The following is a 19,175-nucleotide window of genomic DNA, read 5'->3' as shown; positions in this document are numbered from 1 at the left end:
CCCAATAATTATGATTACAACAAAGCGGTTTTCTTAATGAGTAATTTCAAATTATTGGATAACGAATTCTTAACAATAAAAGAAGATCCAAGTTACGCCTCGCCTATTTCATCTGTTTTTTACGAATTTTATGAAAACATTGAAGAAATTAAATCAAAATTAAAGAATGATTCCGATCAAATTCAGTGTGTTGTTTCTAAAAACCTTATAGACAATAGCATTCCATTCGGAAAAACTCAAAAACCAGAACTTTGGGATTATGCAGATAATGTTGATACAATTGCATTTTTGATGAAAATTTAATTAATTTTATAGTTCTAAATACTTGAAAGCTATGAAAAAAATATTTATCTGGTTTGGAATTTTAATTTCATGTAATAGCTTTTCTCAAATAACACTATCTTCTTTTAGTCCGACTAGTGTTCACAATCGTTTTGGATCATCAGTTGATGCTTTCGGAAACCAAATGGTTATAACTGCGAGCAACACAATGAATATGACTCAAAGTAAAGTCTTTGTTTTCAACAAAACTTCAAGTGGTATTGTTGAAGAAACATTTTTTACTCCAGCTGATGGAATAACTACTGATAATTTTGGATATGATGTTTCAATTTATAATGATTTCATTGCTGTTGGTTCGCCCTTTAACGATCAAGTAGCATCCAACACCGGGTCTATCTATCTTTACAGAAAAGTAGCCAACACTTGGCAGTTCTTCCAGAAAATAACTCCTTTTGATGGAATAGCCGACGACTATTTTGGAACGGAAGTTGTACTTTATAATAATCAAATTTTTGTTTCATCAACTAACAATGAAACCGTAGGACAACCAACATCTAGCAATAATGGCGCTGTATATGTTTATAATTTTAACGGTGTTAATTGGCTGTTTTCTCAAAAACTCACAATCTCTGGTTCCCAAAATTTTGGTAAGGAAATTAAAGCAGAAAATAATTTACTCACGATTTCCTCCAATTCAAGTTCTGCCATAGGGAATTTGCACACTTTTACTTTTGACGGTTCTAACTGGAATAATTCTAATAATTTTTCACCGCCAAATACATCAATTGTAGATTTTGACTTAGATAACAATCAACTTTTTATATTAGATAGTAATTCCTCTATTACAATTTACAATTCTGTTTTAAGTAATTGGAATCAAACAGCAACATTATCGAATATAAATTATAATGACAAAATGCCGACTAATTTTGAAATAAAAAATGACATCCTGTTGGTGTCTTTAAACTTTCATCCACTACTTTATACAGACAAAACACCTGTGAGATTGTATAAAAAAATTAATGGCGACTGGATTTTTCAACAATTATTATACAGTAATTCCAACAGTGGGCAAGATGACTATTTTGGAACAACAATTGCAATTACTGAAAACTTAATTTTACTTGGAGCACCTAATCAAAATTATCCGTTACCATACGGCAAAGCATACACTTTTGATACAACGCTAAATGTGATTAACAATGCACTTGATGATGTAAGAATTCATCCAAACCCAACATCAGATTTAATATATTTCTCTAATGAACTATTAGATGATGTAAATTATGTCGAAGTTTTTCAAATTGATGGAAAATTGATAAAAAAAACCAAATTAGCCCAAAATACATTTTCTTTAAAAGAACTACAAAACGGCATCTATCTTATCAAATTTGTAACAAATAGTGGAATAAATATTACAAAAAAAATTATTAAACGTTAATTAGCCTTCTTTTGAGTTTCTTAATTTCAATTGAAATATTCTTAAAAATTGTTATAAACTATTACGTTTTCGTTAATAACATCGACTAATTATTGCTATATTGTAACTGCTTTTTCGTGAACGATTTCCGAAATTTGCATCATTAAATTTGCATTAATTTTACAATGAAAAAACATAACTACAGCGCTGGACCTTGTATTTTACCACAAGAAGTTTTCGAAAAATCGGCTCAAGCCATTTTGAATTTCAATAATTCTGATTTATCTATTCTAGAAATTTCGCACAGAAGCAAAGATTTTGTTGCTGTAATGGATGAAGCTAGAGCATTGGTTTTAGAACTTTTAGGACTAGAAGGAAAAGGATATCAAGCTTTATTTCTTCATGGTGGCGCAAGTTTAGAATTTTTGATGGTTCCTTATAATTTAATGAAAGCAGACGGAAAAGCTGCTTATCTTGATACTGGAACATGGGCAAATAACGCCATTAAAGAAGCCAAACATTTTGGTGAAACTGTAGTAGTTGGTTCGTCTAAAGAGCAAAATTATAATCATATTCCAAAAGAGTATTCAGTTCCAAGCGATGCTTCGTATTTTCATTGCACAAGCAACAACACTATTTTTGGAACACAAATGAAGTCGTTTCCAGATACAAATGTTCCTGTAATTTGTGACATGAGTTCTGATATTTTTTCTAGAACCTTAGATTTCTCTAAATTTGATTTAATCTATGCTGGTGCGCAAAAAAATATGGGTCCAGCTGGAGCAACTTTAGTGGTTGTAAAAGAAGAAATTTTAGGAAAATCGGGAAGATATATTCCGAGTATGCTAGATTATCAAAAGCATATTGCTGCCGAAAGTATGTACAATACGCCAGCTGTTTTTCCTATTTACGCATCGCTTCTAACTTTACAATGGCTAAAAAATCTTGGTGGAATTGCTGCAATTGAAAAAATCAATGAAGCCAAAGCCGAATTATTATATGCTGAAATTGACAGAAATCCATTATTTAAAGGAACAGCAGCCGTTGAAGATAGAAGTATCATGAATGCAACGTTCTTATTAAACGATGAATCTCACGCTCCACTATTTGATAAAATGTGGAAAGAAGCAGGGATTTCTGGATTGCCAGGACATCGTTCTGTTGGTGGATATCGCGCTTCAATGTACAACGCACTTCCACTAGAAAGTGTTCAAGTTTTAGTAGATGTAATGAAACAATTGGAAGTTGCGGTAAACGAATCTGTAATTACAGCATAAAAAAAACAAACCAAAATTATAATTGAGTTTTCACACTTTTAAACTCACAAACATTTAAACTTATAAACATAATATGAAAGTATTAGCCAACGACGGAATTTCAAAAAGCGGAATTAAAGCTCTAGAAAAAGGTGGTTTTGAAGTAATTACAACCAAAGTTGCACAAGAACAGGTTGCCAATTTTATAAATACAAATGATGTTGCTGTCCTTTTAGTGCGCAGTGCAACCAAAGTTCGTCAAGATATTATTGATGCATGTCCAGGATTAAAAGTGATTGGTCGTGGTGGCGTTGGAATGGATAATATTGATGTAGAATATGCTCGTGCCAATGGCAAACACGTAATAAACACGCCAGCTTCATCAAGCGAAAGTGTAGCCGAATTGGTTTTTGCTCACCTATTTACTGGAGTTCGTTTTTTACATGATTCTAATAGAAATATGCCACTTGAAGGCGATTCTAATTTTGAAGGATTAAAGAAAGCGTACGCAAATGGCATCGAACTTCGAGGAAAAACATTAGGAATTATTGGTTTTGGACGAATTGGGCAAGCGGTTGCTAAAATGGCACTCGGACTTGGAATGAAAGTAATTGCAGCTGATAAATTTGTTAGTAATGCCGAAATCAGAGTCGATTTTTACACCGGACAATTTATTAATGTTGACATTGTTACCGAATCGTTAGAAGATGTTTTCAAGCATTCCGATTTTATAACATTACACGTTCCGGCGCAAGAAGGTTATGTTATTGGCAAAGACGAATTTGCACTTTTAAAAGACAATGTTGGGATTGTAAATTGTGCTCGTGGTGGTGTTATTGATGAAGTTGCATTAATCGAGGCATTGGATAATGATAAAGTTTTATTTGCAGGATTAGATGTTTTTGAAAAAGAACCAACTCCAGAAATTCAAATTTTGATGCATCCTAGAATTTCACTAACTCCGCATATTGGTGCTGCAACTCTTGAAGCTCAAGATCGAATTGGAACTGAACTTGCCGAACAAATCATTGGACTTTTGAAAAAATAAACACTCCTTTTATTACAATATTGAATCCAAATCTGAAGCTATTCAGATTTGGATTTTTTTTGTAGAATTTGAACTACATTTCGAAAAACCTATTTTATTCTTTTATATCTTTGTGAAAACTTAAAAACAAAACACTATGTTTGAACAACTTACGCAATTAGTAAAACAATTTGGAAACGATGCTGTAGTAAATAATCCAGCGGTTCCTAACGAAAATAATGACGCTGTTTTAGAGGAAGCAAATTCTTCTATTATTGACAGTTTAAAAGGAATGGTTGCCAATGGAAATATCTCTGACTTGGCTGGACTTTTTGAAGGAAATAATGCAGCCGATGGATCAAATCCTGCTGTAAAACAAATAACAGATAAACTAACTGGAAGTTTAGGCGAAAAATTCGGATTGAGTTCTGATGCTGCTTCTGGAGGTGCTGGTAGTTTAATTCCTAAAATTTTAGGTTCATTGATAGGAAAAGCTAAAGATCCAAACGATTCTAGTTTCAACGTTAGTGATATTATTGGCGCTTTAACTGGTGGCGATAATCAAGCAAATGGTGGAATTATGGATGCTATTTCTAAATACGGAGGACAATTTGGCCTAGACCAAAACGCTGATGGAAAAGTAGATATGAGTGATGCTATCTCTGCAGTCTCAGGAAAATCTGGCGGACTTGGTGGATTACTAGGAAAAATGATGGGCGGAAAATAATTTTGCAACATAAATTTATAAAAAACATTCTAATTCTTTAGGATGTTTTTTTTGTTAAAACCAATTTAAAATTTAAGGTATCATTTTGTCTTTTAGTAACTTTATAAAAAAAATATGAAAAACTTAATTTACATATTTTCAATCCTATTCATTATAATTGGTTGTTCTTCAACACCTAAATCAAATTTAAATGTAAATGAATCAACAAAAAAAGTTTCAGATACTGTTAGGATTGCCAATGAAGAACTAGAATATGAAGTAATTATTATTGATGGCGGATTTAATTCTTGGCTCAATAGTGTGGCTCAACCGCGCGGATTTTACTCAGAGAGTTTTTTAGAAAATAGAAATAGAATTTGGATAACCGAATGGAACAATCGCTTTTTACAACCCAATCGTTTTAATACCAATTTATATCCAATGCAAATTAATTATGAATATGGCGTTAAATATGGATATGAAGTTAATTATTTAATATATAATTATTTAACTTATTTTCAAATTGTAAATAAACAACAACTGTCAGGATTTGTTCCAAGACCATAATTTGAGTAGTTTTGCAATACATTAATTTCAAATGAGCAACTTTAAACAACGCTGGAACATCGATTCAAATTGGCAAGTATTTGTTATATTAGTTGTGTTTGCAATTACAGGTTCAACATCGGCAGTACTTTCAAAACCAATTTTAGAATTTATCGGAATTACTAAAGACACCGTTTCGGGTTGGATCTATTATCCGCTTTACATCATTCTAATTTTTCCGGTTTACCAAGTTTTATTAGTTTCCTTCGGATTTATCTTTGGGCAATTCAAGTTCTTTTGGGCATTCGAAAAGAAAATGCTAAGAAGCGTGAAACTCGGATTTATTGCAGACTATTTTGAGAAATAAAAAAAGGAACCATTAAGTTCCTTTAAATTTTAATTATTATCTTGGTTTTTAATTACATAAGTGTAAATCCACGTAAGTGTAAATGTTGGAATAAAATCACTGAAAGGTAAAATTTCCTCTAGAAATCCTAGAACTCCGCTGACTTTACCAATCGAACCTTTATATAAATACGACAGCATAAATCCAGCAATTGGTGCCCAAATTACATCTCCAACTTCACCAAGCATTGGAATTAAATAAGTTAACATACCAATTAAATCAAACGCAATACCTATAAAAAGGTTACGCTGTTTGTTATTTGCATTTGTTAAAACATCCGATTGTAGTATCATTTTAAAAAATTAATTATTTACAAAATGAGTATACAAATCTAATGCCAAATTATTTTTCTTGCTTCATCATATTGAAGAAATCGTTGCGATTTTCTTTCTCATTAAAAACGCCACCATATTGAATGGTAGAGGTATAACTCGATTCATCTTTAATTCCGCGACTAGAAACACACAAATGCGTTGCTTCCATAACCACAATTACGTTATCTGTTTCAAGAACCGTTTTTAGTTCGTTAAAAATCTGCATAATCAATCGTTCTTGCACTTGCGGACGACGCGAATAATAATCAACGATTCTATTTAATTTTGATAAACCAATTACTTTTCCGCTAGAAACATATCCAATATGCGCTTTTCCAACAATTGGTAAAAAGTGATGTTCGCATGTAGAATTGAAACTAATATTGGCTTCCACCAACATTTTATCGTAATGATAACTGTTTTCAAAAACAGACATTTTAGGTTTATTTTTAGGATCTAATCCAGAAAATATTTCTTGAATAAACATTTTTGCTACTCTGTGCGGCGTTCCGCTTAGACTATCGTCTGTCATATCCAACCCCATTTCTTCCATAATTATATGAAAGTGTTTTTCTATGGTTTGCATTTTTTCTGCATCCGTTTTTTCAAAAGCATCAGCTCTTAAAGGTGTTTCTGCCGATGTCATTTGATGATTATCGCCAATCAATTCTTGCAATTCTTTTTCAGTTAGTGTGTTCATGGCTACTTTATATTTTTAATATTGTTTAACAAAAGTACGAAATAATTAAACAAACAGATTCCTTTAACTTTATTTTATTATTTATTCAACGATAAAAAATTTCTATAACGACTTTATTTAGCAAAATACTTTGTTACTTTGTGAAAAATTGAAGCATGATTAGAGCAACAAATATTCATAAGTTTTACGATAGTTTACAGGTCTTAAAAGGTGTTGATTTATATATTCGAAAAGGCGAAATCGTGTCTATTGTAGGCGCATCTGGAGCAGGAAAAACATCGCTTTTGCAAATACTTGGAACGTTAGACAAACCATCTACAGAAAACGGAACAACTTTAACCATCAACGGACAAGAAGTTCTTAAAATGAATGATAAATTAATTTCAAAATTTAGAAACGAACATCTCGGATTTATTTTTCAATTTCACCAATTATTACCCGAATTTACTGCTTTAGAAAATGTTTGCATTCCTGCGTTTATTGCCGGAAAAGAAAAAAAAGAAACCGAAACCGAAGCCAAACGACTACTAGACTATTTAGGATTATCTCACCGAATTGATCATAAACCCAACGAACTTTCGGGCGGAGAGCAACAACGTGTTGCAGTTGCAAGAGCTCTTATAAACAAACCAGCAGTTATTTTCGCAGATGAACCTTCAGGAAATCTAGATACAACATCGGCAGAAAATTTGCATAAATTATTTTTTCAATTACGCGAAGAATTTGGACAAACCTTTGTAATAGTTACTCACAACGAAGAATTAGCAAACATGGCCGATAGAAAATTAGTGATGGTTGACGGACTAATAAGTTCATAGATAAGTAGCAACTTTTGCAACACTATTAAACCCATAAACTCTTAAACCTTTAAACTCTTAAACTTTTAAACCCATAAACTTCTAAACTCTTAAACTAAAAAAGATGCTATTAATCTTTATATCATGGCTTTATATTTTTTTTACATCAATCAATCTTGGTTTTTGTACAAATAAAATCGTTGGTATAAAAAATCAGAACTTCGTAATAACTTCTTTTTTAGGCTTACTTTCTACAACTTTATTCGCAAGCATTTGGGCAATTTTCGGAAGAATAAATATTGAATTTCACAGTGTGCTTCTAATTTTGAATTTGATTATTTTTTTCAAATTTAACTCCGAAATCAAATTGATATACAATTCGTTTTATCAAGAATTTAAAAATCTAAATGCAACATTAAAATTTTTCTTTGCTGCAATCACAACTTTAATCATTGCGCAATGTTCTTCAATTCCGTATGTGATTGATAATGAATCCTATTACATTCAAACCATAAAATGGCTAAACGAATACGGATTTGTAAAAGGATTGGGAAATCTACATATATTTTATGCCCAAACTAGCGGTTGGCACATTGCCCAAAGTGCGTTCAACTTCTCTTTCTTGTATAAAAATTTCAATGATTTAAGCGGATTTTGTTTGCTTCTCGGAAATATTTTCGCAATTTTCAAACTCAACGAATACTTTTCTACAACCAATAAAAACTACTTAATTATAGGATTACTTCCATTGGCGAACGTGTTTTTCTTTCAATTTATCAGCGCGCCATCACCAGATATTCCTATTTATATTTTAACGTTTATTATCTTTTTTTACTTTATTGAAAATTTCAAAAACACAACAATTGATGACTTTAATTTAATTACTCTTTTAGTACTGTTTGCTTTATTCATCAAAGTAACTTCGGTGGCATTATTGATTCTTCCAATAATTTTATTGATTACTAATTTCAAATCATTTGCTCCAAAATTACTTCCAATTATCAGCTTCGGATTGCTATTTTTATCACTATTTATTATCAAAAACAGTTTGTTAACTGGATACCCATTATTTCCGTTTACCAGATTAGAATTAGATTCAAATCACATTATACCAAGAAACGTAATTAGTTTTTTCTTTTCCGAACAAATGCGTTACAATTACTTCATTTCAGAAAGTGATTTAAACCAATTATCCTTTTCACAAATCGCAATTAAATGGCTTTTATCTTCAAAGATCAATGCAATTTTTAATGCTTTAACCATACTAATTGTTGCTATCAGTCCGTTTTTTATTTTTAAGTATTTCAATAAAAAATCCGTTTGGATTATCTATTTTGTAATTCTTTTTCAATTACTAATTCTACTATTTACATCACCCCAATACCGCTTTTTCATTCACTTAACGCTGTTTTATAGTTTCTTTATTTTTGCTTGTTGGTTTGCCAATAAAAAACTCATTTTTGCTTCCTATTACTTATCAATTGGATTAATCGCTGTAGTTTTATTTTTTCCTATCAGTTATAAATCGTTAACCGAAAATAAACTAATAGGCAAAAACAGCAGATTTTCTGCAACAAACATTCTTTATCCGCACAACAATTCCAAGTGGACCACAACATTTGATTCAGTTCAAAAAGGCAACCTAAAATTCAATTCACCAACCAACAATTACTTTTTTTGGGGTTCTGGAAATGGCAATTTACCAAGCGTAAATAAAGTGCAAATTGAATATTTCGAAAAGTATTATCAAGTACTTCCACAACAAACGACAACCGATTTAAAAGACGGATTTTACGCCAAAAAACTTTCGTCAAATGAATAAATTAGAACTAAAAGAATTCCTTGACGAGAAAGTAGAATTATACAATAATCCGAACTTCATCGAAAGTGATCCAATTCAAATTCCACATCAATTTTCACTAAAAGAAGACATTGAAATCGCTGGATTTCTTGCAGCAACAATAGCTTGGGGAAACCGAAAGATGATTATCAATAATTCCAAAAAAATGATGGATTTGATGGGAAATTCTCCTTACGATTTTGTCATGTCCCATTCAGAAAACGATTTAGAAAAACTTGAAAATTTTGTTCACAGAACTTTCAATGGAGGCGATTTTTCTACATTTATAAAAGGATTGCAACACATTTACAAAAACCATAACGGATTGGAAGTCGTTTTCTCTAAAAACATAGAAGAAAATTCGATGCAAAAAAGCATATCCGAATTCAAAAAAACATTTTTCGAAATCAATCACCAATCGCGAACCCAAAAACACATTTCCGATCCTTTAAACAATTCGGCAGCCAAAAGAATCAACATGTTTCTTCGTTGGATGGTGCGCAACGACAATAAAGGTGTCGATTTTGGTATTTGGAAAACCATTCCAACATCTTCATTATCGTGTCCGTTAGACGTTCATTCTGGAAATGTTGCCCGAAAATTAGAACTTCTTTCAAGAAAACAAAACGACGCAAAAGCATTATTAGAACTCGATTCAAACCTTCGTGAATTAGATAAAAACGATCCAGTAAAATACGATTTTGCCCTTTTCGGATTGGGTGTTTTCGAAAAATTCTGACATTGATAATTCGCGATTTTTAATTCGTAATTCGTAATTTTTTATCTATTTTTGCCCAAACTTTAACAGAATAAATAAACATGCTTATCATCGGAATCGCAGGCGGAACAGGATCAGGAAAAACAACAGTTGTTCATCAAATTATGAACGAATTACCCGAAACTGAAGTCGGAATAATATCGCAAGATTCTTACTACAAACAAAACGTAGGAATGAGTTATGAAGAACGCAGCAACATCAATTTCGATCATCCGCGCGCTATCGATTTCGAACTTTTAGTACAACACCTAAAAGAATTAAAAGCCGAAAAAACCATCGAGCAACCAGTTTATTCGTTCGTAACTCATAACAGAACCGACGATACAATTATCACACATCCAAGAAAAGTAATGATTGTAGAAGGAATTCTAATCCTAGCAAATCCAGACCTTCGCGACATGTTTGACATCAAAGTTTTCGTTCACGCCGATTCAGACGAACGCTTAATTCGTCGTTTAAAACGTGACATTGCAGAACGTGGTCGTGATATGGAAGAAGTACTCAATCGTTACCAAACGACACTAAAACCAATGCACCAACAGTTCATCGAACCTACCAAAGCATTCGCCGACATCATCATACCTAACGACAAATACAATACAGTAGCCATCGACGTAGTTCGCGCCGTAATCAACCAACGTATAACCTAATTTCATACCTTTAACACATGAAAAAATGGTTTCAAAACCTCATCAGCAACTATCCATTTCTTAAATTTTTAGGAAGTCGATACACCTTGGTTTTACTTTTTTTCATCGTTTGGATGCTGTTTTTAGACAACTATTCCTATTTTGATCACCGCATTTTGGACCAACAAATCAACGAACTAGAAGAAAATAAAAGATACTACCAAGACGAAATTGCCAAAGACGAACAAAGCATAAAAAACCTCAATAATCCGGGTCAAACCGAACGATATGCACGCGAAAAGTATTACATGAAAAAAGACAGCGAAGACATATACATTATTGACATTGAAGAAGATAGAGAAAAAGACAGTTTATTCGAAGCGAAACAGTAGGCATTTCGAAAAACGCAATTCCTGCTTTCCGCTTTACTTCGTGCCACTGCAATCAGGGCTAAACAGCAAACTTTAAACTAGATATCACGGTTCTACTGAAATTTATCTTTAAAATTAAATCCAATTTATTACAAATTGTCACACTGAGCTTGTCGAAGTGCTGCTATCAATACGAAGTATCTTTTACAAAAAGTATATACCAATTTTGCAAATAATCAAATTTAAATCTCTTTAAAAAGATAATTTTTAACTAAATTTGATGCAATAAAAAGCACTATAATTGTGAATACAAAAAACACACTTTTTTCAGATTTTGAAGCCGTAAGTTCCAAGCAATGGAAACAACAAATTCAGTACGAACTAAAAGGCGCCGACTATAACGAAACGCTCGTTTGGGAAAGCCCAGAAGGCATCAAAGTAAAACCGTTTTATCACAGCGATGAATTTGAATCAGCGTCCGAACTTTCTATAAATACACCAAAAGAAGCGTTTTCAATTCTGCAAAACATCTTCGTTCACGACGTTAAAAAATCGAACGAGCGTGCATTAGACAGCTTAAATCGTGGCGCAGAAAGCATTCGATTCACTATTGAAAATGAAACCATTTCGATAGAAAATTTAATGCAAAATCTTCCTTTAGAAAAGGTAACGTATTCTTTTTATTTGCCATTTCTCTCAATCGATTTCGTCACTAAATTAAATAACTTTTTAGCCAAGAATAAAGCCAATTTTATTATTCAATTAGATCTAATTGGACAATTGTGTAAAGACGGAAACTGGTTTGAAAATGCAGAAAAAGATTTTGAAAAACTAAATCAGATTTCCAAATTTTCTCAAAGTTCATTTCTAAACATTAATTCAGAAATTTACCAAAACGCTGGAGCCAATATTGTGCAACAATTAGCCTATACTCTAGCACATATTAATGAATATTTCAACAGAATTCCAGCTATAAATCAACCTATAACCATCGAAGTTTCGGTTGGAACCAATTACTTTTTTGAAATTGCAAAACTTCGTGCGCTGCGTTTATTATTCACGACTTTAGCATCAGAATACAATCATAATCTGGATTGTCATATCGTTGTAACGCCAACCAAACGCAACAAAACATTGTACGATTACAATGTAAATATGCTTCGCACCACAACCGAATGCATGTCTGCAATTCTTGGTGGCGCAAACGCAATTGCCAATTTACCTTACGATGCGTTGTATCACAAAGACAACGAATTTGGCGATAGAATTTCCAGAAATCAATTGCTTATTTTAAAACACGAAAGTTATTTTGATAAAGTAAACAATCCTGCTGATGGAGCATATTATATTGAAAGTTTAACCAAACAATTAGCCGAAAAAGCCTTACTACTTTTTAAAGAAATTGAAGCAAACGGTGGATTTATAAAACAATTATCTGAAGGAACTATTCAGAAAAAAATCAGCGAAAGTGCTCAAAAAGAACAAGAATTATTCGACAGCGGAAAAGAAATTTTATTAGGAACCAATAAATATCCTAACAAAAACGACAAAATGAAACACGATTTAGAATTGTATCCTTTTGTAAAACAAAATCCGAGAAAGACATTAATTGTTCCAATTATTGAAAAACGTTTGGCTGAGAAATTAGAACAAGAACGATTAGCATCGGAATAATTCATAACTTTATCAAAAAGAAACTATGGAAGCGATAAGACAAACTGTAAAAGTTAAAAACCATACCATCAATATTATTTTACCTGATGATTTTAATGCCGAATTTGTTGATGTTATAGTTTTACCATCGCAAAATGATGAATATTCTATTCCACAATGGCAAATAAATGAAGTTAGAGAACGAACTGAAAAATACCTTAAAAATCCAGAAAATGTAACAGACATTGATGACTTTTTAAAAGAAATTGAGAATGACTTATAAAGTTGTTATAATTGATGAGGCTAAAGTTGATTACAATAAATCCTTAAAATGGTACAAGGATATTAACCCAAAATTAGCAGAACGATTCAATTTATCATTCAAAGAAAGTTTGGCATTAATTAAAAAGAATCCACTACATTATCAGATTCGATATGAAGATGTTAGATTAATAATGATTGCCAAATTTCCATATTTAATACATTTCACAGTTTACGAAAAATTGATAGTTATTAAAGCAATTTACCATTCATCAAGAGACAGCAAACTAAACATCTTTTAATTTTTAGATTTTGAGAAAAGACATACAACACATCACTTTGACAAATTCCAAAAGTCAAAATACAAATACAAGCGGTGAAGAACAAACTTTCCACACTGCTGAAAACATCGATTTAAAGAAAATCTACTCCAAAGAAGACATTCAAGGACTAGAACATTTAGATTTTGGTGCTGGTTTTGCACCCAATCTTCGCGGACCTTATGCTACAATGTACGTGCGTCGTCCATGGACAGTGCGCCAATACGCAGGATTTTCCACTGCTGAAGAAAGTAATGCTTTCTATAGAAGAAATCTTGCAGCAGGACAAAAAGGGCTTTCGGTAGCATTTGATTTAGCTACACATCGTGGTTATGATTCTGATCACGAACGTGTTTTTGGAGACGTTGGAAAAGCTGGTGTTGCCATAGATTCGGTGGAAGATATGAAAATATTATTCGATCAAATTCCACTGGATGAAATGTCGGTTTCTATGACTATGAATGGTGCGGTTTTACCAATCATGGCTTTTTATATTGTTGCTGCAGAAGAACAAGGAGTTGCTCCAGAATTACTTTCGGGAACTATCCAAAACGATATTTTGAAGGAATTTATGGTGAGAAATACCTACATCTATCCGCCAACGCCTTCGATGAAAATCATTGCTGATATTTTTGAATATACCAGTAAAAAAATGCCAAAATTCAACTCAATTTCTATTTCGGGTTACCACATGCAAGAAGCTGGAGCAACGGCCGACATTGAATTGGCATACACTTTGGCTGACGGTTTAGAATACATCCGAACTGGTTTAGCAACCGGAATGAAAATCGATGAGTTCGCTCCTCGCCTATCCTTTTTCTGGGCAATTGGTATGAATCATTTTATGGAAATTGCCAAAATGCGTGCCGGACGAATGTTATGGGCAAAATTGCTAAAACAATTCAGTCCGAAAGACGAAAAGTCATTGGCTTTGAGAACGCATTGTCAAACTTCGGGTTGGAGTTTAACAGAGCAAGATCCTTTTAATAATGTAGCTCGAACTGGCATTGAAGCAGCAGCTGCAGCATTTGGTGGAACACAATCATTACACACCAACGCCTTAGACGAAGCGATTGCATTACCAACCGATTTCTCTGCTAGAATTGCCAGAAACACCCAAATCTTTTTACAAGAAGAAACCAAAATTTGCAAAACCGTTGATCCTTGGGCTGGAAGTTATTACGTAGAGAGTTTGACCAACGAAATAGCGCAAAACGCCTGGAAACTTATTGAAGAAGTGGAAGAATTAGGTGGAATGACCAAAGCCATCGAAGCTGGAATTCCGAAGTTGCGTATTGAAGAAGCTGCTGCAAGAAAGCAAGCGAGAATTGACAGTAGCCAAGATATTATTGTTGGTGTAAACAAATTTAGATTAGAAAAAGAAGATCCATTACAAATTTTGGATGTCGATAACGATATGGTGCGCAAGCAACAAATTGAGCGTTTGACACAAATAAAAAGTACACGCGATAACAACAAAGTTGCCGAATGTTTAGCAAAATTAACTGCTGCTGCAAAGGCATCAACTGAAAATACAACAGATTCTGATAGTCATCAGGATAATAATTTACTATCTTTAGCCGTAGAAGCTGCGAGAAACAGAGCCACATTAGGTGAAATTAGTGATGCTTTGGAAGCAGTTTTCGGAAGATATAAAGCACAAATTAGAAGTTTTAGCGGCGTGTATAGTAAAGAAATAAAAAACGACGAGAGTTTTGAAAAAGCAAAACAACTAGCCGATGCCTTCGCCAAAAAAGAAGGTCGTCGTCCAAGAATTATGATTGCTAAAATGGGACAAGACGGACACGATCGTGGTGCGAAAGTAGTTGCCACAGGTTATGCCGACGTAGGTTTTGACGTGGATATTGGACCATTATTTCAAACGCCACAAGAAGCTGCTAAACAAGCTGTAGAAAACGACGTTCATATTCTTGGAGTTTCTTCGTTAGCTGCTGGACATAAAACTTTAGTGCCTCAAGTTATTGCCGAACTTAAAAAATACGGACGCGAAGATATTATGGTAATTGTTGGTGGTGTAATTCCTGCGCAAGATTACCAATTCCTTTTTGATGCTGGCGCGGTTGCTGTTTTTGGTCCTGGAACTAAAATTAGTGAAGCTGCGATTAGTATTTTGGAGGTTTTACTTGAAGATTAATTTAGTTGGCAGTATTCAGTAGCAGTTGGCAGTTTGACCAATATAAACTAAACGAATTTTGTCATTTCGGCAAAGGATAAATCACATATTACATTATGAAGCACCGACCGAAAGTTGGTGTTTTTTTTTTATAAATTAAGAGAGTAAAAATTAAGTTCTTTTAAAAAAAAACCTAACAGGTTTTGAAAACCTGTCAGGTTTAAAATATAAGTAACTGAATAATATTGTTTAATGAAGTTTTCTAAAATTTCAAAAGTTAAAATGGTTATTCAAATAGCCCTGATTGTAGTGGAAAGCTCCCGATTTTTTCGGGACTTGTAACGAAAAGCAGGAAAATGGATTACTGATAATGCCCGAGCGATTCGCTTCAAATAAAAAAAACAGCCTTGAAATTTCTATCAAAGCTGCTTTCCCATTTTAACCTAACTAATTAACTAATATATTGTTATTTCTGCTAAATTTTGGTTTTCTCGAACGGTTCCTAACTGAATCGTTTGCAATGTGCGTTCGGTTTTGCCATTTTTAGTTGTATAAATTTCAACCATAACTGTTGTTGGTCCGTTTTCTGTTAAAGCACTTTCTCCAAAAAAATTGGTTTTTATAGTGTATTTTCCTTTTACAGCATTGCGCAATAAGTATTGTTCTGGTCCATAACCTTGCGTAAAATCTTTAGAAAAACGCGCTCCAATTTGGGTATCACGATGACCATAGTAACATTCTTCATTGGTTGGTTCAATTACATGCAAATCGATATCGGTGTCCATTTGGTTCCAGTTTAGAATAATTCGAACGTCAATTGGCATTTTATTCAAATACTTCTTGTCTAATTTATCGGTGTTGATTGATTTATGTGTGGCAATCATTCGATTAATATCCATCAAAATAATATCTTCTACACCTGAATATTGTCCGCTCATTTCTCCGAAATAATTTACTTCTAAAGCCTTAATCAATTCATCAAAAGCCGCTTGATATTGTTTATTATCTTCTAATGTTAAACCCAAATCACGATGCGCTTGTGGTTCTTGAGCTCTCCAAATTGCTACTTGATTAGCTGTATGCAAAGCATCATCATAAGCTTCCCATTGGCGTAATAAATAGGTTAATGATTTGTATAATTGATGATTTTCAAGTCCTAAATCGGCAATATTACTTAAAATTAGTAATGCTTTTTGTTTATCACCAGCAGCATAAAAATGATTGGCAACATCAAAATAAAAACTCGGATTGTTGATTTGATCTTCACGCAATTGCAGATAAGCTCCGTATTTTTTATCCATCGAAACACCATCCAGAACTTTTAAATACACGCGATCTGGACTCCAAGAATTTATTTTCACTTTATCATTTTCAAAATATCCATTAGAAGAATTAAACTCAAGTTCTTTATCATCAGAAACTTGAAGTCCAGAAACTTTTCCTTCTAAGGATGGAACAATATTTTTATTTGCTGCTTGTGTAATTTCTTGTGTTCTGATAATATTTACAGAAGAAGTCATTGCCATTTTCCTTTTAGAAACACCTTCAGATAGAAGTTCATCTCGTTTTTCGTCTTCTTCAAAATCTTTTGATTCTCTTTTGATACCATTTGCGCCTACAACCAAAACTTCATCTAAATTGGTAGAAGAATTGGACATTATCACATTATAATTATTGGCACGACCAATTTTAATTTCTTTCTGTTCTAATCCTACAAATGAAAAAACCAAAATATCACCTCGTTGTGCGTTAATAGCAAACTTTCCATCAATATCTGTCATAACACCTTGGTTTTTCCCTTTAATAACAACGGTTGCGCCTGGTAAAGTACTTACATTATCGGAAACAACGCCTCTAATATTTCCAACTTTTGCAGCATTTGTAACCGGAATTGGTTTTGGCATACTGTATTTAACATCATTTTTCCACCAAGCCGAAAGTTGCTCATAGTAAGTGGCTACATTCTCCCAATTGCTGTATTTCTTGGCTTTTGCCGATTCTATTTGTTGTTTCATGATACGATCAAATTCTTCACGCAATTCTGCCGGAGGAATAATTTCATACTGAATATAATCGTGTAAATTTTCGAGAACAATTAAAGAAGTATTCTGAGTTACAATTCCGTATTTCTTTCCCATTAATTCAATTTCATCGGCATATTTTTTATACTGAATTTCTAGAAAAGCAATCTTCTTTTGAGCCCAAAGTTTTTCAATACTTATTTCTTCCGAAGCCTGTTTTGTTGCATCAATTGTGATAGTTTTCTCTAAAATCGGAGTATCATCATAACCAAATTGCAACGTTACTTCGTTGGTTTCTTTTAATGAAATTCCAGCCATACTAAAACTTCCAGAAACTGGTGTTCCAATCATTGGATACATTTCGGTTACCAAATAATTGTCTTTAATGCCTAAAAATTTTAAACTTTGATATTGCAATTTATTCAAGCCATCAGAAACATTTAATTGATTCAAATTGATGAAATTCCCACCAGATTTTATGGCATTAAAATTCAGGAAAGCATAATCAGATGATGCCATCGAAGTGATTGTATACACTGGTTTTTTAGTCTCCGAAAAGACATTCGAACTTAAAGAAGATAATCCGTCGGTGAAAAATAAATATTCATCGTGCAAAGGCAATTTTATTTTAGAAAAACGAGTTCCACCATCATATTTTACACTTTCTAAAATAGATTTTAATGTTGCCCAATCTCCATTTTTAATCGGATAAGAATTCCTTTTTTCGAAATTATAACCAGCAAAATACAACGTTACTTCTACCGAGTTTAATGCTTTAAAATAGGCGTCTAATAATTGTAACTCTTTCTTCAAATCGCGCTTTCTACAACTTAAAGAAACGTCCCAAATTAATGCAATAGAATTCGGAGTTTTCTTTTTTACATTCTTACTTTCTATGATAGTATTGGAATAAAAATAATGTTGATTGTTAACCGATTGCACGACAACACTGGGAATATCAGCACGAATTGGAATCGTAATAACCAATTTATCTTTTGGTTTATACTGATTTCGTTTGATGGATGCCACATAATTCTGATTCATGTTTTCTAAAGCAATTGTGCCTTCTTGATTGATAACTGTTGGAACAGAAGTTGCGCCGATAACAGCAATATTCAACTCAAAAACATCTAAATTATACGGATAAGTTGTAAGCATTTGATAGGATAAATGCGTCGCGTCAAAATTGGAAAGCTCTTGCTCATAACCAATAATTACAATGCGCTCTTTTTTTGGTAGTAACGGATAAATTCGAGTTCGAAAGTTATTTCCTTCTACTTTTTCAAGCAAACCTGGATCAACACGACGATGTTCGATAGCTTCAAAAACTTGCTTTCCTTTATTTTTATTTACAGGAACAGCTTCACGCATTTTACCATTAATGTCAATGGCATATCTTGAAACAGAAACGCCTTCGGGCAACGGAAACATTAGCTCTGCTTCCATTTGACGATTGGTTCCATTATAAAAATGCATTTCTGTAGTTGTGTAAGCAATATTTCCTACCACTTTTACAGAAACTTTTAACTGACTTAAACGTACAAGAGCAGAATCTTTGCCTTTTACATTCAACTGCGGACTTTGAGCTTGAACAAAACTACCAAAGAATAGTAATGATATTAGAATTATATTTTTCATAAAGTTGGATTTTTAAATTGAATTAAGAAACCGGTATACTGTTATAGAGTGTAATTTTTATAAAAAGGTTGGGAAG

General features: G+C 32.9%; 18 protein-coding genes and 1 pseudogene. 16 read left to right on the top strand and 3 right to left on the bottom strand.

Features of this window, described 5'->3' with window-relative positions; all coding sequences use genetic code 11:
- The 7 genes and pseudogenes from DIU01_RS01165 to DIU01_RS01135 all read left to right on the top strand — a co-directional run.
- A pseudogene (locus DIU01_RS01165) lies at positions 1–303 on the top strand (acyl-CoA reductase); the annotation flags it as partial.
- Positions 304–334: 31 nt separating this feature from the next.
- Positions 335–1,723 carry a T9SS type A sorting domain-containing protein gene (locus DIU01_RS01160; RefSeq protein ID WP_290831429.1) on the top strand — a complete coding sequence of 463 codons (1,389 nt, stop codon included), beginning with the start codon at positions 335–337 and terminating at the stop codon, positions 1,721–1,723.
- Between the two features lie 164 nt (positions 1,724–1,887).
- Entirely contained in the window at positions 1,888–2,979 is a 1,092-nt protein-coding gene (gene serC, locus DIU01_RS01155) for a 3-phosphoserine/phosphohydroxythreonine transaminase (RefSeq protein WP_290831428.1), read from the top strand.
- 73 nt (positions 2,980–3,052) lie between these two features.
- Complete coding sequence (locus tag DIU01_RS01150) at positions 3,053–4,006, top strand: D-2-hydroxyacid dehydrogenase (protein ID WP_290831427.1); 954 nt, start codon at positions 3,053–3,055, stop codon at positions 4,004–4,006.
- Positions 4,007–4,142: 136 nt separating this feature from the next.
- Positions 4,143–4,712, top strand: coding sequence for a hypothetical protein (locus DIU01_RS01145; protein WP_290831426.1), 570 nt, complete (start codon positions 4,143–4,145; stop codon positions 4,710–4,712).
- 114 nt (positions 4,713–4,826) lie between these two features.
- Positions 4,827–5,258, top strand: coding sequence for a DUF6146 family protein (locus DIU01_RS01140; RefSeq protein WP_290831425.1), 432 nt, complete (start codon positions 4,827–4,829; stop codon positions 5,256–5,258).
- Between the two features lie 31 nt (positions 5,259–5,289).
- Positions 5,290–5,604 carry a DUF6787 family protein gene (locus DIU01_RS01135; protein WP_290831424.1) on the top strand — a complete coding sequence of 105 codons (315 nt, stop codon included), beginning with the start codon at positions 5,290–5,292 and terminating at the stop codon, positions 5,602–5,604.
- Positions 5,605–5,633: 29 nt separating this feature from the next.
- On the opposite strand, the gene DIU01_RS01130 is transcribed toward DIU01_RS01135, so the two are convergent.
- Both DIU01_RS01130 and folE read right to left on the bottom strand, forming a co-directional pair.
- On the bottom strand, positions 5,634–5,936 hold the full coding sequence (locus tag DIU01_RS01130) for a hypothetical protein (RefSeq protein ID WP_290831423.1): 303 nt from the start codon (positions 5,934–5,936) through the stop codon (positions 5,634–5,636).
- A gap of 49 nt (positions 5,937–5,985) precedes the next feature.
- Positions 5,986–6,657, bottom strand: coding sequence for a GTP cyclohydrolase I FolE (folE, locus tag DIU01_RS01125; RefSeq protein WP_290831422.1), 672 nt, complete (start codon positions 6,655–6,657; stop codon positions 5,986–5,988).
- A 155-nt stretch (positions 6,658–6,812) separates the two neighbouring features.
- On the opposite strand from folE, the gene DIU01_RS01120 reads away from it, so the two are divergent.
- From DIU01_RS01120 to scpA, 9 genes are all read left to right on the top strand, one after another.
- Positions 6,813–7,475: an ABC transporter ATP-binding protein gene (locus DIU01_RS01120; RefSeq protein WP_290831421.1), complete on the top strand. Its 663-nt coding sequence runs from the start codon at positions 6,813–6,815 to the stop codon at positions 7,473–7,475.
- A gap of 346 nt (positions 7,476–7,821) precedes the next feature.
- Positions 7,822–9,276 carry a hypothetical protein gene (locus DIU01_RS01115; RefSeq protein ID WP_290831420.1) on the top strand — a complete coding sequence of 485 codons (1,455 nt, stop codon included), beginning with the start codon at positions 7,822–7,824 and terminating at the stop codon, positions 9,274–9,276.
- Positions 9,269–10,033 carry a TIGR02757 family protein gene (locus tag DIU01_RS01110; RefSeq protein ID WP_290831419.1) on the top strand — a complete coding sequence of 255 codons (765 nt, stop codon included), beginning with the start codon at positions 9,269–9,271 and terminating at the stop codon, positions 10,031–10,033. Before DIU01_RS01115 ends, DIU01_RS01110 begins: the two co-directional genes overlap by 8 nt.
- Before the next feature lie 80 nt (positions 10,034–10,113).
- Complete coding sequence (gene udk / locus DIU01_RS01105; RefSeq protein ID WP_290831418.1) at positions 10,114–10,722, top strand: uridine kinase; 609 nt, start codon at positions 10,114–10,116, stop codon at positions 10,720–10,722.
- Positions 10,723–10,739: 17 nt separating this feature from the next.
- A complete protein-coding gene (locus tag DIU01_RS01100) occupies positions 10,740–11,093 on the top strand; it encodes a septum formation initiator family protein (RefSeq protein ID WP_035126076.1) in 354 nt (117 codons plus the stop codon).
- Positions 11,094–11,375: 282 nt separating this feature from the next.
- Positions 11,376–12,746, top strand: a complete 1,371-nt coding sequence (locus DIU01_RS01095) for a methylmalonyl-CoA mutase subunit beta (RefSeq protein ID WP_290831417.1) — start codon at positions 11,376–11,378, stop codon at positions 12,744–12,746.
- Positions 12,747–12,771: 25 nt separating this feature from the next.
- Positions 12,772–13,008 (top strand): hypothetical protein, encoded by a 237-nt coding sequence (locus DIU01_RS01090; RefSeq protein ID WP_290831416.1) that lies wholly within the window; start codon positions 12,772–12,774, stop codon positions 13,006–13,008.
- Positions 12,998–13,288 (top strand): type II toxin-antitoxin system RelE/ParE family toxin, encoded by a 291-nt coding sequence (locus DIU01_RS01085; protein WP_290831415.1) that lies wholly within the window; start codon positions 12,998–13,000, stop codon positions 13,286–13,288. The genes DIU01_RS01090 and DIU01_RS01085 overlap by 11 nt, the downstream gene beginning before the upstream one ends.
- A gap of 7 nt (positions 13,289–13,295) precedes the next feature.
- Complete coding sequence (gene scpA, locus DIU01_RS01080) at positions 13,296–15,461, top strand: methylmalonyl-CoA mutase (RefSeq protein ID WP_290831439.1); 2,166 nt, start codon at positions 13,296–13,298, stop codon at positions 15,459–15,461.
- 434 nt (positions 15,462–15,895) lie between these two features.
- On the opposite strand, the gene DIU01_RS01075 is transcribed toward scpA, so the two are convergent.
- Positions 15,896–19,099 (bottom strand): VIT domain-containing protein, encoded by a 3,204-nt coding sequence (locus DIU01_RS01075; RefSeq protein ID WP_290831414.1) that lies wholly within the window; start codon positions 19,097–19,099, stop codon positions 15,896–15,898.
- Between the last annotated feature and the right edge of the window lie 76 nt (positions 19,100–19,175).

Origin of the sequence: Flavobacterium sp., from assembly GCF_003525665.1 — a bacterium.
In the GTDB taxonomy this organism is placed as follows: domain Bacteria; phylum Bacteroidota; class Bacteroidia; order Flavobacteriales; family Flavobacteriaceae; genus Flavobacterium.
Note: the sequence above shows the minus strand (reverse complement) of the source record. Positions and strands in the feature narration are given on the sequence as shown.

Excerpts from the sequence above, each read along its gene's own strand:
- DIU01_RS01160 (WP_290831429.1), top strand. The coding sequence starts at position 335 with ATGAAAAAAATATTTATCTGGTTTGGAATTTTAATTTCATGTAATAGC.
- DIU01_RS01090 (WP_290831416.1), top strand. The coding sequence starts at position 12,772 with ATGGAAGCGATAAGACAAACTGTAAAAGTTAAAAACCATACCATCAAT.
- udk (WP_290831418.1), top strand. The coding sequence starts at position 10,114 with ATGCTTATCATCGGAATCGCAGGCGGAACAGGATCAGGAAAAACAACA.
- DIU01_RS01135 (WP_290831424.1), top strand. The coding sequence starts at position 5,290 with ATGAGCAACTTTAAACAACGCTGGAACATCGATTCAAATTGGCAAGTA.
- DIU01_RS01130 (WP_290831423.1), bottom strand. The coding sequence starts at position 5,936 with ATGATACTACAATCGGATGTTTTAACAAATGCAAATAACAAACAGCGT.
- DIU01_RS01150 (WP_290831427.1), top strand. The coding sequence starts at position 3,053 with ATGAAAGTATTAGCCAACGACGGAATTTCAAAAAGCGGAATTAAAGCT.
- DIU01_RS01100 (WP_035126076.1), top strand. The coding sequence starts at position 10,740 with ATGAAAAAATGGTTTCAAAACCTCATCAGCAACTATCCATTTCTTAAA.
- DIU01_RS01085 (WP_290831415.1), top strand. The coding sequence starts at position 12,998 with ATGACTTATAAAGTTGTTATAATTGATGAGGCTAAAGTTGATTACAAT.
- DIU01_RS01120 (WP_290831421.1), top strand. The coding sequence starts at position 6,813 with ATGATTAGAGCAACAAATATTCATAAGTTTTACGATAGTTTACAGGTC.
- DIU01_RS01075 (WP_290831414.1), bottom strand. The coding sequence starts at position 19,099 with ATGAAAAATATAATTCTAATATCATTACTATTCTTTGGTAGTTTTGTT.
- serC (WP_290831428.1), top strand. The coding sequence starts at position 1,888 with ATGAAAAAACATAACTACAGCGCTGGACCTTGTATTTTACCACAAGAA.
- DIU01_RS01110 (WP_290831419.1), top strand. The coding sequence starts at position 9,269 with ATGAATAAATTAGAACTAAAAGAATTCCTTGACGAGAAAGTAGAATTA.
- folE (WP_290831422.1), bottom strand. The coding sequence starts at position 6,657 with ATGAACACACTAACTGAAAAAGAATTGCAAGAATTGATTGGCGATAAT.
- DIU01_RS01145 (WP_290831426.1), top strand. The coding sequence starts at position 4,143 with ATGTTTGAACAACTTACGCAATTAGTAAAACAATTTGGAAACGATGCT.
- DIU01_RS01140 (WP_290831425.1), top strand. The coding sequence starts at position 4,827 with ATGAAAAACTTAATTTACATATTTTCAATCCTATTCATTATAATTGGT.